11 protein-coding genes are annotated in these 14,549 nt (G+C 56.9%); 2 read left to right on the top strand and 9 right to left on the bottom strand.

The genetic code is table 11. The features are described from left to right. Positions 1–29: 29 nt before the first annotated feature. Positions 30–302, top strand: a complete 273-nt coding sequence (locus GXP72_RS01345; protein ID WP_023309994.1) for a DUF3811 domain-containing protein — start codon at positions 30–32, stop codon at positions 300–302. Here GXP72_RS01345 and rluF read toward each other — a convergent pair whose 3' ends face one another. The 5 genes from rluF to metH all read right to left on the bottom strand — a co-directional run bounded on the left by rluF (position 303) and on the right by metH (position 7,367). Further along, positions 303–1,175: a 23S rRNA pseudouridine(2604) synthase RluF gene (gene rluF / locus GXP72_RS01340; protein WP_048990571.1), complete on the bottom strand. Its 873-nt coding sequence runs from the start codon at positions 1,173–1,175 to the stop codon at positions 303–305. It abuts the gene before it with no gap. 54 nt (positions 1,176–1,229) lie between these two features. Further along, positions 1,230–1,547: a CcdB family protein gene (locus GXP72_RS01335; protein ID WP_029740630.1), complete on the bottom strand. Its 318-nt coding sequence runs from the start codon at positions 1,545–1,547 to the stop codon at positions 1,230–1,232. Beyond that, positions 1,547–1,840: a type II toxin-antitoxin system CcdA family antitoxin gene (locus GXP72_RS01330; RefSeq protein ID WP_048990569.1), complete on the bottom strand. Its 294-nt coding sequence runs from the start codon at positions 1,838–1,840 to the stop codon at positions 1,547–1,549. Before GXP72_RS01330 ends, GXP72_RS01335 begins: the two co-directional genes overlap by 1 nt. A gap of 95 nt (positions 1,841–1,935) precedes the next feature. Next, complete coding sequence (locus GXP72_RS01325) at positions 1,936–3,567, bottom strand: Na/Pi cotransporter family protein (RefSeq protein ID WP_024906669.1); 1,632 nt, start codon at positions 3,565–3,567, stop codon at positions 1,936–1,938. A 116-nt stretch (positions 3,568–3,683) separates the two neighbouring features. Further along, entirely contained in the window at positions 3,684–7,367 is a 3,684-nt protein-coding gene (gene metH / locus GXP72_RS01320; RefSeq protein WP_090420806.1) for a methionine synthase, read from the bottom strand. Positions 7,368–7,560: 193 nt separating this feature from the next. On the opposite strand from metH, the gene iclR reads away from it, so the two are divergent. Next, a complete protein-coding gene (iclR, locus tag GXP72_RS01315; protein WP_139210932.1) occupies positions 7,561–8,388 on the top strand; it encodes a glyoxylate bypass operon transcriptional repressor IclR in 828 nt (275 codons plus the stop codon). Between the two features lie 22 nt (positions 8,389–8,410). On the opposite strand, the gene aceK is transcribed toward iclR, so the two are convergent. The 4 genes from aceK to metA all read right to left on the bottom strand — a co-directional run bounded on the left by aceK (position 8,411) and on the right by metA (position 14,349). Then, positions 8,411–10,162, bottom strand: coding sequence for a bifunctional isocitrate dehydrogenase kinase/phosphatase (gene aceK, locus GXP72_RS01310; RefSeq protein ID WP_208763402.1), 1,752 nt, complete (start codon positions 10,160–10,162; stop codon positions 8,411–8,413). Positions 10,163–10,211: 49 nt separating this feature from the next. Further along, positions 10,212–11,516 carry an isocitrate lyase gene (gene aceA / locus GXP72_RS01305; protein WP_024906665.1) on the bottom strand — a complete coding sequence of 435 codons (1,305 nt, stop codon included), beginning with the start codon at positions 11,514–11,516 and terminating at the stop codon, positions 10,212–10,214. 31 nt (positions 11,517–11,547) lie between these two features. After that, a complete protein-coding gene (gene aceB / locus GXP72_RS01300) occupies positions 11,548–13,149 on the bottom strand; it encodes a malate synthase A (protein ID WP_048990563.1) in 1,602 nt (533 codons plus the stop codon). A 270-nt stretch (positions 13,150–13,419) separates the two neighbouring features. Further along, entirely contained in the window at positions 13,420–14,349 is a 930-nt protein-coding gene (gene metA, locus GXP72_RS01295; protein ID WP_024906663.1) for a homoserine O-succinyltransferase, read from the bottom strand. Between the last annotated feature and the right edge of the window lie 200 nt (positions 14,350–14,549).

The raw sequence follows: 14,549 nt of genomic DNA, 5'->3' as shown, positions 1-14,549 counted from the left end.
TGAAGCCTCTCTCTCAGGAGGCTTCAGCAATGGCTACACCACGTTTGACCCAGAAAGACATGACCGAAGCCGAGCAGCGCGAACTGAAAACGCTTCTCGACCGCGCCCGTATCGCACATGGCCGCACGCTGACGAACGCCGAAACCAATCAGGTGAAAAAAGAGTACATCGATAAGCTGATGGCGCAGCGTGACGCCGCGGCGAAAAAAGCCCGCAAGCTGAAAAAAGAGCAGGCTTATAAACCGGATGCAGAGGCGACCTTTTCCTGGTCGGCCACAACGTCTACCCGTGGAAGGCGCTAATCAGCGCCCTTTCTTTTTGCGCCCCGGCTGGGTAAAGCGTTTTCCGTTACCCGGCTTGCCGCGCCCTTTCTCTTCCGCCTGCGGCGCCTTCACCACCGGACGCTTAATCGCCTGGGTTTTCGGTTTGGCTTTGGCCTTCGGCTTCGCTTCGGACGAGGAATTCTCGATAAGCTTGAACAGCTCGATCAGTTCGTCATCCGTTAAGTCGCGCCATTCGCCCAGCGGAATGCCGGACAGGCTGACGTTCATGATGCGCGTGCGCTCAAGCTTCGTCACTTCATAACCGAAATGTTCGCACATGCGGCGGATCTGGCGGTTTAAGCCCTGCACCAGGGTAATACGGAACGCGAACGGCGCTTCTTTCTTCACCTTACACTTTTTCGTAACGGTACCGAGGATCGGCACACCGGCGCCCATACCGCGAATAAAGTCGTCCGTGACCGGCTTATTTACCGTCACAATGTACTCTTTCTCGTGATCGTTACCGGCACGCAGGATCTTGTTGACCAGATCGCCGTGGTTGGTGAGGAAAATCAGCCCCTGAGAGTCTTTATCCAGACGGCCAATCGGGAAGATACGGCTGCTGTGGTTCACGAAATCAACGATGTTGTCCCGCTCACCGTCTTCCGTGGTGCTGACAATCCCAACCGGTTTGTTCAACGCGATAAACACCAGGTCTTCAGCATCACGCGGTTCGATGACCTGACCATTCACTTTAACCACATCGCCAGGCACCACCTGATCGCCGATGGTGGCGCGTTTGCCGTTAAGAAACACGTTACCTTGTTCAATGTAACGGTCAGCCTCGCGACGTGAGCAGATCCCGCTCTCGCTAATGTATTTGTTTAATCGGGTTGATTGAGTTGGCAGCATAGTTTCTCCTGTGAAGGGCGAAATATACCTTACCTTGCGGCTGACAAAAAAGTGTTAGTAACCGTTGATCAAAAAATCGAGTGCATCCCGCAATGAAGCACGGTTTTGCGTAAGATCGGCGACACGCTCGCCTAACTCTTTTGGCGATATGCCTGCCATCATGTGCATCATTACCACACAGGGTTTACCCGCTATCTCAACGACAGGGCACACTTTCGCAGGTGGCTGAATGCCTCCCAGATGGCTAAGTTCAACTGCGGGGGCGACCAGAACATGCTTCATCACATTAGCCACGGGATGCTGCATATTGATTAGCCAGGGATAGGCAGTTTTCCCCTTACCTTCATTCTCATAAGCAAAATATTGCTCCATCAGAACGACCTCTGAAAGTCACTAAAGGAGCCGTTTTCATCAACCCATTGGTTAATGGCCTCGATAGAAGCTTTATTTTCTGCTAACCACTCTGCACGCTGATGCGCACGAAACTGCTCCTGCAGTGCAGCCGTGAGCACGGCAGAGAGATTAAGTTTAAGCCGTCGCGCCTCTTCAAGGATTTCAGGTGCTAACGACACGTTGACTGATTTTTTAATGCCATGAGTAGTGCGCATGAAAACCCCCATCGGAATGCGCATGAATTGGCGAAGTGTAGCGTAATAAACGACCATTTCCTATTCCCTAAAAAACGTAAGGTCTGAAGGGTAAATGGCGCTTGATAAGGTGTCACGCCTCGCAACAAGGTTTTGCGAGGCGCTTTCAGAGATTAATACTCATCCCGCTCGTCGTCTTCATCCGGCTGTTCCATCACGCTGTACGCCACCGCGCAGAACAACGAGTTGAGACGCTTCATATCGCCCAGCAGTCCCAGGTGGAGTGAGCTGGTTTCGATACTCTGCACGTTCTGCTGGTGCAGACGCTCAACGTGGGCGTGCGAGTAGCGGCGGTTCAGAATACGGAAACGATGCTTGTTGCGGCGCAGGCGGCGCGCGCTCGGCACATCGCTGGAGAAGAATACCGACATCGCCAGCTTGAGGTTGCTGACAAGCTGTTCGTGCAGCGCTTCCAGCTCCTTCAGGCCTTCACCTGAAAACGCACGACGCGCGGCAAGGGATTTGTCGGCGATCTCGCTGCCCATGCGTTCAACGATATCCGAAGCCTGCTCAAGGTTAAGCGACATCTCGATAATTTCCGCCCAGCGGCGGGACTCCTCTTCCGCCAGCTCGTCCTGCGGCATGCGCGCCAGGTAAAGCTTGATGGCGGTATAGAGCACGTTGATATCGTCAGCTAACCTGCGCAGCTCTTTCTCTTCACGCGGCTCGCCGTGCATCACCTTTTGCAGACCTTCGAGCATGGTTTCCATCGCGTCGCCCATGCGCAGCGTCTCGCGCGCGGCATTCGCCAGCGCCAGCGCCGGGGTATCCAGCGCGGACGTATCCAGGTGCTTCGGTTTCAGGCGCGCATCCAGCTCCGGTTCGTCCTGAATGAGGCGTTCGCAGAAGCGGGCCATCGACCCGGCAAAAGGTACCATCGCCAGGCAGCGCACCAGGTTGTAGAACACGTGGAAATAGATCACCAGCTCCGCTTTCGGCAGCGGGAGGTTGTCCATCAGGTTCGCCAGCGGGTGGATAAAGGGCAGGATAATCAGGCTGCCCACCAGCTTAAACAGCAGGCTGCCGAGGGCCACACGGCGGGCGGCGGCGTTGGCCGCGCTGTTATTGAGCATCGCCAGCAGGCCCGAGCCGAGGTTGGCACCGATCACCAGGCACAGCGCGACCGGGAAGGAGATCGCCCCGGCCGCGGTGAGTGTGGCCGTCAGCAGCACGGCGGCCAGGCTGGAGTAGCTGACGATAGCAAACACCGCGCCAATCAGAGCATCCAGCATAATGTCCCCGGTCAGGGAGGCGAAGATGACCTGAACACCGTTGGCTTCGGTAATAGGCGTGACCGCCTGCACAATCAGCTCCAGCGCCAGCAGGATCAGCCCCAGGCCAATCCCTACGCGCCCGAGCTGACCGGCGCGGGTCTGTTTGCGGCCGAGGAAGAAGATCACGCCGAGAAAAATCAGCAGCGGCGACAGCCAGGAGAGATCGAAGGTCAGAACACGCGCCATCAACGCGGTGCCCACGTCCGCCCCCAGCACAATCACCAGCGCCGGGGCCAGCGCCACCAGATCCTGCGCCACAAAGGAGGTGACAAGCAGGGTCGTGGCGTTGCTGCTCTGAACCAGTGCCGTTACGCCAATACCCGCGCAGAAGGCGAGCGGCTTCTTCTCAACGCTGCTGCTGAGAACAGTACGTAAGCGCGCGCCAAAAACGCGCATCACGCCGGTACGGACGATATGGGTGCCCCATACGAGCAGTGCGACTGCAGAGAGCAGATGTAACAGGGTCAGCACGGAAGGTTTTCCTCCTTATCGTTATTCGTTTTCCATAGGTTCAGTATAAGGGTTTAAGCGTAAGAAAGAGACAAGGCACCATTGAGGTGCCCTGTTTGTTGTAAGGAAAAGTGATTTTAGTCGGCGTCGTAGCCGAGATTAGGGGCCAGCCAGCGCTCCACTTCTGATACGCTCATCCCTTTGCGCAAGGCGTAATCTTCGATCTGATCCCGCTGCAGCTGCGCCACGGCGAAGTACTTGCTGTCCGGATGGCTGAAGTACCAGCCTGAGACTGACGCGCCCGGCCACATGGCGAACGACTCGGTGAGCTTCATACCTGTATGCGCTTCGACGTCCAGCAGTTTCCAGATGGTGCCTTTCTCGGTGTGTTCCGGGCAGGCCGGGTATCCCGGTGCCGGGCGAATGCCCTGGTAATTTTCGCGGATCAGATCCTCATTGCTGAGGTTTTCGTTCGCCGCGTAGCCCCAGTGCACCTTACGCACGCGCTCGTGGAGGTACTCTGCGAAGGCTTCCGCCAGACGGTCGGCAATCGCTTTCACCATGATTTTATTGTAATCATCGTGCTGCGCTTCGAACGCGTCCGCCAGCGCATCTTCTTCCAGACCGCCGGTTACCGCAAAGGCGCCAATATAGTCGGCTTTACCACTTAACTTAGGCGCGACGAAATCGGCCAGGCAGTAGTTGGCAAAGCCCACTTTCTCGGTTTGCTGGCGCAGATGGCGGCTGACTGCCAATACGTGGGTGCGGGTTTCATCGCGATAAATTTCAATGTCGTCACCCACGCGGTTCGCCGGGAACAGCCCCACCACGCCCCGTGGGTTGAGGGTTTTCTCTGCGCTCAGCGTGTCGAGCATGTCGTTGGCATCTTTAAACAGGCGCTTCGCCTCCTCGCCTACCACCTCATCCTCCAGGATGCGCGGATATTTACCCGCCAGCGACCAGGTCATAAAGAACGGCGTCCAGTCGATGTAGTTGCGCAGCGTCTCGATGCTGGCGCTGACCTCCTGAACGCCCAGACGATGCGCGACCGGCGGCGTATAGCTCGACCAGTCAAAGGCCAGATCGTTGTCGCGCGCCGCCTGGAGTGAAACAGGCGGGGTGCGCGGCTTCTTACGGCCGTGCTGGATGCGGACGGTTTCGTACTCTTTGCGGGTGCGCTCAACAAACTCGTCGCGCTGGGTGTCAGAGAGCAGCGCGGAGACCACGCCCACGGTGCGCGAGGCGTTCTGCACGTACACCGTCGGCCCGCTGTAGTTCTGCTCGATTTTCACCGCCGTGTGCGCTTTCGAGGTGGTCGCGCCGCCAATCAGCAGCGGAATGGTGAAGCCCTGACGCTCCATCTCCTTCGCCACGTTAACCATCTCGTCCAGCGACGGCGTAATCAGGCCGGAGAGGCCAATCAGGTCGGCGTTCACTTCGCGCGCGGTCTTGAGGATTTTATCCGCCGGGACCATCACGCCGAGGTCGATAATTTCGTAGTTATTGCACTGCAGCACCACGCCGACGATGTTCTTGCCGATGTCGTGCACGTCGCCCTTCACGGTGGCAATGACCATCTTGCCGTTGCTGGATCCTTTCTCTTTGCTGGCTTCGATGTAGGGCTCAAGATACGCCACCGCCTGCTTCATCACGCGGGCGGATTTCACCACCTGCGGCAGGAACATTTTGCCTTCGCCAAACAGATCGCCGACCACGTTCATGCCGTCCATCAGCGGGCCTTCAATGACCTCAATCGGGCGGGCTGCCTGCTGGCGCGCCTCTTCGGTGTCGAGCTCGATAAATTCGGTAATGCCTTTAACCAGCGAGTATTCCAGACGCTTTTTCACATCCCAGGAACGCCACTCGGCCTGCTGAACGTTTGCCGCCTCATCCGATTTGCTGCCGCGGTATTTCTCCGCCAGGTCCAGCATGCGCTCGGTGGCGTCGCCGCGGCGGTTAAGGATCACGTCCTCGACGGCATCGCGCAGCTCGGCAGGAAGGTCGTCGTAAATCGCCAGCTGTCCGGCGTTAACGATCCCCATGTCCATGCCGTTGCGGATGGCGTAGTAGAGGAACACGGCGTGGATCGCTTCACGCACCGGGTCGTTACCGCGGAATGAGAATGACACGTTCGATACGCCGCCGGAGATCAGCGCATGCGGCAGCTCGCGCTTGATGTCCTCGCACGCGCCGATAAAGTCCTGGGCATAGTTATTATGCTCTTCGATGCCGGTCGCCACGGCGAAGATGTTCGGGTCAAAGATGATGTCTTCCGGCGGGAAGCCCACCTCTTCGGTCAAAATCTTGTACGCGCGGCGGCAAATCTCGATTTTGCGCTCGCGGGTATCCGCCTGGCCCACTTCGTCAAAGGCCATGACCACCACGGCGGCACCGTAGCGGCGGACCATTTTCGCGTGGTGGATAAAGATATCAACGCCCTCTTTCATAGAGATAGAGTTGACGATGCCTTTACCCTGAATGCACTTCAGCCCTTTTTCGATGACTTCCCATTTGGAGGAGTCAATCATGATCGGCACGCGGGCGATGTCCGGCTCACCGGCGATCAGGTTGAGGAAACGCACCATCGCCGCTTCGGCGTCGAGCATCCCCTCATCCATGTTGATATCGATAATCTGCGCGCCGCTTTCCACCTGCTGGCGGGCGACGTCCAGCGCTTCGCTGTACTTCTCTTCTTTGATCAGGCGCTTAAACTTCGCGGAACCGGTGACGTTCGTACGCTCACCCACGTTCACAAACAGGCTGTCTTCGCCGATGGTCAACGGCTCGAGTCCGGAAAGGCGACAGGCAACCGGCAGCTCGGGCAGCCTGCGCGGCGGCAGTCCGGCGACGGCGTTGCTCATGGCCGCGATGTGCTCCGGCGTGGTGCCGCAACAGCCGCCGACAATGTTCAGGAAGCCAGACTCGGCCCACTCGCGGATTTGCGCCGCCATGGTGTCGGCATCGAGATCGTATTCACCGAACGCGTTCGGCAGACCGGCGTTCGGGTGGGCGGTGACGTAGCATTCCGCGATACGGGACAGCTCCTGCACGTACTGGCGCAGTTCATCCGGCCCCAGCGCGCAGTTAAGGCCAAAGGAGAGCGCTTCGGCGTGGCGCAGGGAGTTATAAAACGCTTCGGTTGTCTGGCCAGACAGGGTACGGCCAGAGGCATCGGTGATGGTGCCGGAAATCATGATCGGCAGGTCAACACCCAGCGCCTCAAACTCCTCTTTCACCGCATAAATTGCGGCTTTGGCGTTGAGGGTGTCGAAGACGGTTTCAATCAGGATCAGGTCGGAGCCGCCTTCCACCAGCGCTCTGGTCGATTCGCGGTAGGCGGCGACCAGCTGGTCAAAGGTGATGTTACGAAACGCCGGGTCGTTGACGTCCGGTGAAATCGACGCGGTGCGGTTCGTCGGGCCAAGCACCCCGGCAACGAAGCGCGGCTTGTCCGGCGTGCGGGCCGTCCACTCGTCGGCGCAGGCGCGCGCCAGCTTCGCGGCTTCCAGGTTGATTTCCGCCGACAGGGATTCCATCTGGTAATCCGCCATGGCGATTGTTGTCGAGTTGAAGGTGTTGGTTTCAACGATATCCGCACCCGCTTCGAAGTAGGCGTTGTGGATATCCTTAATCACGGACGGCTTGCTGAGCACCAGCAGGTCGTTGTTTCCTTTAAGGTCGCATGGCCAGTCGGCAAAGCGCTCGCCGCGGAAATCGTCTTCACTCAGACGATAGCTCTGGATCATGGTGCCCATGCCGCCGTCCAGCACCAGAATTCGTTCATTTAACTGCGCACGCAGTTGCTCTACTTTGCTGCTCACACTTGCTCCCGACAACGCTCAACAAGGCCAAAAGGCTGGGTTCCATACTGGCATAATCTCGCAGGGTGGAAAAGCCACTCAGGGGTAACATGAGACATGTTCACCATCACTCCTCCGATCAGTCAGGATAACGGTTGCAAATCCACCAAATAAAACGAAAATGATTTCCACGATACAGAAAAAGGAGATCGTCATGGTCGCGACCGTTCCCGCCAAACGCGGCAGAAAGCCTGCTGCCACCGCCGCCGCACAACAGGGCGGACAGGTTCAATCGCTCACGCGCGGTCTGAAGCTGCTGGAGTGGATAGCCGAGTCGCACAGCAGCGTGGCCCTGACGGAGCTGGCCCAGCAGGCTGGCCTGCCGAACTCCACAACGCACCGTCTGCTGACCACCATGCAGCAGCTGGGCTTTGTGCGTCAGGTGGGCGAGCTGGGGCACTGGGCGGTGGGCGCGCACGCGTTTATCGTCGGCAGCAGCTTCCTGCAGAGCCGCAACCTGCTGGCGATTGTGCACCCGATTCTGCGCAAGCTGATGGAGGAGTCCGGCGAGACGGTAAACCTGGCGGTACTGGACCAGAGCGATCATCAGGCGATTATCATCGACCAGGTGCAGTGCACGCAGCTGATGCGCATGTCCGCACCGATTGGCGGCAAGCTGCCGATGCACGCGTCCGGGGCGGGGAAAGCATTTCTCTCGCAGCTGAGCGAGGAGCAGGTAACGGGGCTGCTGCACCGTAAAGGGCTGCACGCCTACACCCACGCCACGCTGGTGTCGCCCGTGCATCTGAAAGAAGATCTGGCCCTGACCCGCAAGCGCGGCTATTCGTTTGATGATGAAGAACATGCCCTGGGCCTGCGCTGCCTCGCGGCCTGCATTTTCGACGAACACCGCGAGCCGTTTGCCGCCATCTCCATCTCCGGGCCGATTTCACGCATGACCGACGACCGCGTGACCGAGCTCGGTGCGCTGGTGATTAAGGCGGCGAAAGAGGTGACGCTGGCGTACGGTGGGATTCGTTAAAATTGAGTGCGGCCTGATGCCCTCACCCCGGCCCTCTCCCACAGGGAAAGGGAGAAAAGCGAATGCAAAACCGCTGCTTGCGGCGGTAAGCGTACACATCTTCGACATGCCCGTTTTTGATCCGCGTTTGCAGTCCGCGCCAGTAGCTGGCGCGAAACAGATCGGCATGCATCTCTTCGAATAGCGGTCCGATGCGCGGATCGGCACACAGCCAGTGACGAAACTCTTCGGGAAACACATCGCCCGGCGAAACGCTGTACCACGGCTCGCTGGAAAGCTCATCTTCCGGGTAGCGGGGCGGTGGGATATCGCGGAAATTCACTTCGGTCATGTAGCAAATCTCGTCGTAATCGTAGAACACCACCCGCCCGTGTCGGGTGACGCCGAAGTTTTTAAACAGCATGTCGCCCGGGAAAATATTGGCGGCGGCGAGCTGGCGAATCGCGTTGCCGTATTCTTCAATGGCATCCCGCAGCGCCTGACCTTCGGACTGCTCAAGCCAGATATTCAGCGGCACCATGCGGCGCTCAATGTAGAGATGGCTAATCACGATTTTGTCACCCAGATCGGTGATTTTCGCGGGCGCTTCCTGCATCAAAAGCGTCATGAGCGCCGGGTCGATCTGCTGTTTATCCAGCACAAAATTTTCGAACTCTTGGGTATCCGCCATGCGCCCGACGCGATCGTGCTCTTTGACCAGCTGGTAGCAGGCGCGAACGTGCGCGGCGGTCATCTCTTTCTGCGGGGCGAATCTGTCCTTAATCACCTTAAAGACCCGGTCGAAACCCGGCAGCGTAAAGACCAGCATCACCATACCGCGAATGCCTGGCGCTTCGATAAACTGCTCATCAGCGGTAGTGACATAACGCAGGTATTCCCGGTAGCTTTCCGTTTTAGCGTGCTTCTGGCAGCCAATGGCCATATACAGCTCGGCGGTGGTTTTACCCGGCAGGATCTCGCGCAGCCACTCCACCAGTGCGGCAGGTAACGGTGCATAGACCATAAAATAGGAGCGGGCGAAACCAAACACGATGCTGGCCTCGGCGCCGGTGGTCAGACAGGTATCGACAAACAGTTCCCCGTCGTCGGTACGGTGAATCGGCAGCAGAAACGGCACAATGGCGGTTGGCGTAACCAGTTTGCCCACCAGCCAGGCGGCTTTATTGCGGTAGAAAAGCTCGTTGGCCACCTGCAAATGGCTGTGGCTGAGCACCTCCGCGCCGAAGGTTTCGTTGAGATGGGCGTAGATATAGCCGATATCCCGGGTTTTATTCTCCCAGGGCAGGCGCAGCGGCAAATCCGTTAGCACGCGGTGCAGGAGCTTTTCCCATCCGCGATCGGGAAAGAAATCTTTCGCCAGCGGACGTGGGATGGTTCGAAAGCGCCGCTCGGGCTGGGAGCTGAAGATAAATAACCGCTCAGGAGATAATGAGCGGTGGTCAAATAACCGGCAATAGACGGAGTTGAAAAAGCTCTCCGCAATCTCGAAGCGAGGGTAGTCGGGTAACAAATGGGTGTAGTGCTCCTTCACGCGCAGTAAAAATTCCGCGTCGGGACTTTTACCGTCGGTAATACAGCGCAGCTGCTCCACCACCAGACCCACGTGGTGATCATAGAGATGGATACGCTGCTTCATGGCCTGCTGAACCGCATGCCAGTCTGCATGTTCAAAGCGCTGCTGCGCGCCGGATGTCACTTCAAGAAAACGACCATACTGGGCATCAAAGCCCTGCAAAATAGTTTGGGCAATCAGTAATTCCAGGCCACGCGACATATATTCCCCTTACCCAACCCTCTCCCCAGAGGGGAGAGGGGGGAAAAGATTAGAACTGTGCTTCTTCCGTTGAACCCGTTAAGGCGGTGACGGAGGAGGTGCCGCCCTGAATAATCGTGGTCACATTATCAAAGTAGCCGGTTCCCACCTCCTGCTGGTGAGACACGAAGGTGTAGCCGTCTTTACCCGCGGCAAACTCCGGCTGCTGCACCTTCTCAACGTAGTGCTTCATGCCCTCACCCTGCGCGTAGGCGTGCGCCAGGTCGAACATGTTAAACCACATGCTGTGGATGCCTGCCAGAGTAATGAACTGGTATTTGTAGCCCATGTCGGACAGCTGCTGCTGGAAGCTGGCGATCGTTTTGTCATCCAGCTTTTTCTGCCAGTTGAAGGACGGCGAGCAGTTGTAGGCCAGCAGCTTGCCCGGGTATTTCGCGTGGATGGCGTCGGCAAATCGTTTTGCCAGCGCCAGATCCGGCGTGGAGGTTTCACACCAGACCAGGTCCGCATAAGGCGCGTACGCCAGACCGCGGCTGATCGCCTGCTCAATGCCGGCATGTGTGCGGTAGAAGCCTTCACTGGTACGCTCGCCGGTGATGAATTCGCTATCGTACGGGTCGCAGTCAGAGGTGATCAGGTCAGCCGCGTCGGCATCGGTACGGGCAATCACCAGCGTCGGCACGCCGAGCACGTCAGCAGCCAGACGCGCGGCAACCAGCTTCTGCACGGCTTCCTGGGTAGGAACGAGCACCTTACCGCCCATGTGTCCGCATTTCTTCACTGACGCCAGCTGGTCTTCGAAGTGAACGGCCGCTGCACCGGCCTCAATCATCGATTTCATCAGCTCGAAGGCGTTCAGCACGCCGCCGAATCCCGCTTCCGCATCTGCGACGATCGGCAGGAAGTAGTCAATAAAGCGCGGATCGCCAGGTTCGATACCGGCAGCCCACTGGATCTGATCCGCACGGCGGAAGGTATTGTTGATCCGATCCACCACCGACGGCACGGAGTTAGCCGGATAGAGCGACTGATCCGGGTACATGCTGGAGGCCAGGTTGGCGTCCGCCGCGACCTGCCAGCCGGAGAGGTAAATCGCCTCAATACCGGCCTTCGCCTGCTGCAGCGCCTGACCGCCGGTCAGCGCGCCGAGGCTGTTGATGTAGCCTTTTTTAGAGCCACCGTGCAGCAGCTTCCACATTTTCGCCGCGCCATTTTGCGCCAGCGTGCATTCCGGATTGACCGAGCCGCGTAATTTCACCACTTCCTCCGCGCTGTAAGGACGGCGGATGCCTTCCCAGCGAGGTTGTGTCCACTCTTTCTTTAACTCTTCGATTTGTTGGGTACGGGTTTTCATGTGCAGATGCTCCATATTGTTATGTGGTGAGTTACGCCAGGAAGCGGTAGCCCGGCAGGGTCAGGAAGTCGATTAAGTCATCTGATGTGGTGATTTGCTCCATCAGGCGCGCAGCGTCGTCAAAACGCCCACTACTGAAGCGGTGTTCGCCCAGCTCGTCCTGGATCACCCGCATCTCTTCGGCCAGCATCTGGCGGAACAGAGATTTGGTCACCGGCTTGCCGTTGCTGAGCGTTTTTTGATGGTGGATCCACTGCCAGATTGAGGTACGTGAGATCTCCGCCGTCGCGGCATCTTCCATCAGGCCGTAGATCGGCACGCAGCCGTTGCCGGAGATCCACGCTTCGATGTATTGCACGGCGACGCGAATATTGGCACGCATGCCCTCTTCCGTCCGCTCGCCCGCACACGGAGCAAGCAGCTGTTCTTCAGCCGTTGGGGCATCCTCTTCGCGCGTGACAAACAGCTGGTTTTTATTGTCACCGAGTACGCGGTTGAAAACCTCCATCGCCGTATCGGCCAGGCCGGGATGGGCAATCCACGTGCCGTCGTGACCGTTACGGGCTTCAAGCTCTTTGTCGGCCTTCACCTTGTTGAGCACCTGATTGTTGCGTTCTGCGTCTTTGCTCGGGATAAATGCCGCCATGCCGCCCATCGCAAAGGCACCGCGCTTGTGGCAGGTTTTGATCAGCAGACGCGAGTAGGCGCTCAGGAACGGTTTATCCATGGTCACGACCTGGCGATCCGGCAGCACGCGATCGGGATAGTTTTTCAGGGTTTTGATGTAGCTGAAAATATAGTCCCAGCGTCCGCAGTTCAGGCCGACAATGTGGTCTCTCAGGGCGTGCAGAATTTCATTCATCTGGAACACGGCGGGCAGCGTTTCAATCAGCAGCGTGGCCTTGATGGTGCCGCGCGGCAGGTTGAAACGATCTTCTGCATAGCTGAAGACCTCGCTCCACCAGGCCGCTTCCTGCCAGGCCTGCGTTTTTGGCAGATAGAAATACGGGCCGCTGCCCTTCGCCAGCAGGGCTTTGTAGTTGTGGAAGAAATAGAGCGCAAAATCAAACAAGCTGCCCGGAATGGCTTCCCCACGCCAGGTGACATGTTTTTCAGGCAGGTGCAGCCCGCGTACGCGGCAGATCAGCACCGCCGGGTTCGGCTTGAGCTGGTAAATTTTGCCGGCTTCATTGGTATAGCTGATGGTGCCGTTCACGGCGTCGCGCAGGTTGATCTGCCCGTCGATAACTTTGTTCCAGTCAGGCGCCAGTGAGTCTTCAAAATCGGCCATAAAGACTTTAACGTTGGCGTTCATGGCGTTGATCACCATTTTGCGCTCTACCGGACCGGTGATCTCAACGCGACGATCCTGTAAATCTTCAGGGATGCCGCGGATTTTCCACTCGCCACGACGAATGGAAGCGGTTTCCGAAATGAATCCAGGCAACTTGCCATCGTCAATTTCCTGCTGCTGATGAATGCGTGCCGCCAGCAGCTTATTACGCTGCGGCGTAAAGCGAGTCACCAGTTCAGTCAGAAATTCTACCGCTTCCGCCGTCAAAACTTGCTGTTCTTGCTCGCCATACGGCTGGGTAAAGGCCAGTTCATCGACCGTCGTTGCCTGTTGAGTCATTACTCTGCTCCTCATCAAAGATCCAAAATCACGCTCCCGATGCGAACGAAAGATCGTTGGGTAGTTTTCGCTCAGCAGAATTAAGACTATCTCTATTTTTTCCAAAATCAAAAACAATTTCCATTTTAATTTTTAATTGCAATTAATTATTTGATTTTATTGAGATTAAAGTTTGACTGAATGATGAGGGGTATTTCGGAAATAAAAAAGGCACCCGAAGGTGCCTGATTTGAATAGCTGAAACGCTTTAGGATCGTTTAGTGCAGACGATTACTCCAGCGTTGGATTCATGTGACGCAGATCGTATGGCGTTATCTGATAGACGTAATAGTTGAGCCAGTTAGTAAAAAGCAAATTCCCGTGGCTGCGCCAGGTTGCTCTCGGTTTGTTTTGCGGATCGTCTTTCGGGAAATAGTTGTACGGCACATCCGGATTAAGACCCGCTTCGACATCACGGAAATACTCTGACGCGAGAGTGTGCGGATCGTACTCAGGATGCCCGGTCACAAAGGCAATGCGCTTATCTTTGCTGGCAAACAGGTAAGCGTCCCCATCTTCCGTTTCGGCCAGGATCTCCAGATCGGTGTAATCACGAATCAGCTGGGCCGGGAAGTCAGCGTAGCGAGAATGCGGGGCCAGGAAAGAATCATCAAACCCGCGCGTCAGCAACGCATGTGGATGGAGAATATGGTGTTCGTATACGCCGGAGAGCTTTTCAGTGCGGGTTTGCTTGGGGATGCCATAGAGAATATTCAGTGCGGCTTGTACTGCCCAACAGACAAACAATGTGGACGTGACGTGATCTTTTGCCCACTCCAGAACCTGTTTGATCTGCGGCCAGTAGGCGACATCGTTAAATTCAACCAGACCCAGCGGGGCGCCGGTCACAATCAGTCCGTCGAAGTTTTCACCCTGGATGTCATCGAAGTTGCAGTAGAAGTTGTTCAGATGCTCAGAAGGCGTGTTACGTGACTCACGGGCGTCGATTCGCAGCAGCTGAATATCGACCTGCAGCGGGGAGTTCGACAGAAGACGCAGGAACTGGTTTTCTGTTTCGATCTTTTTGGGCATCAGATTGAGAATAAGCACCTTCAGCGGGCGAATTTCCTGACCTGTCGCACGCGAAGCCGTCATGACGAAGACGTTTTCTTCACGCAAGAAATTGACGGCTGGTAGCTCGTCCTGCACCCGAATCGGCATAGCTTTATATCCTCACAGCATACGTATAAACGTTTAGACATCCAGATAGCTAACGATACCCAGAAATGGTTTGAATGTCGAGTCTGCAAGCAGAAGGTGAGAAAGTTTCAAGGAGGGGGAAAGACAAAAGCAAAAAACCCCGCACCTTACGGTACGGGGTTCTTCTTAATTGATGCCTGGCAGTTCCCTACTCTCACATG

This window comes from Enterobacter sp. SES19 (genome assembly GCF_011765665.1).
GTDB classification, from domain to species: Bacteria; Pseudomonadota; Gammaproteobacteria; order Enterobacterales; family Enterobacteriaceae; genus Enterobacter; species Enterobacter pseudoroggenkampii.
Note: the sequence above shows the minus strand (reverse complement) of the source record. Positions and strands in the feature narration are given on the sequence as shown.

Excerpts from the sequence above, each read along its gene's own strand:
- GXP72_RS01345 (WP_023309994.1), top strand. The coding sequence starts at position 30 with ATGGCTACACCACGTTTGACCCAGAAAGACATGACCGAAGCCGAGCAG.
- rluF (WP_048990571.1), bottom strand. The coding sequence starts at position 1,175 with ATGCTGCCAACTCAATCAACCCGATTAAACAAATACATTAGCGAGAGC.
- GXP72_RS01335 (WP_029740630.1), bottom strand. The coding sequence starts at position 1,547 with ATGGAGCAATATTTTGCTTATGAGAATGAAGGTAAGGGGAAAACTGCC.
- GXP72_RS01330 (WP_048990569.1), bottom strand. The coding sequence starts at position 1,840 with ATGGTCGTTTATTACGCTACACTTCGCCAATTCATGCGCATTCCGATG.
- iclR (WP_139210932.1), top strand. The coding sequence starts at position 7,561 with ATGGTCGCGACCGTTCCCGCCAAACGCGGCAGAAAGCCTGCTGCCACC.
- aceK (WP_208763402.1), bottom strand. The coding sequence starts at position 10,162 with ATGTCGCGTGGCCTGGAATTACTGATTGCCCAAACTATTTTGCAGGGC.
- aceA (WP_024906665.1), bottom strand. The coding sequence starts at position 11,516 with ATGAAAACCCGTACCCAACAAATCGAAGAGTTAAAGAAAGAGTGGACA.
- aceB (WP_048990563.1), bottom strand. The coding sequence starts at position 13,149 with ATGACTCAACAGGCAACGACGGTCGATGAACTGGCCTTTACCCAGCCG.
- metA (WP_024906663.1), bottom strand. The coding sequence starts at position 14,349 with ATGCCGATTCGGGTGCAGGACGAGCTACCAGCCGTCAATTTCTTGCGT.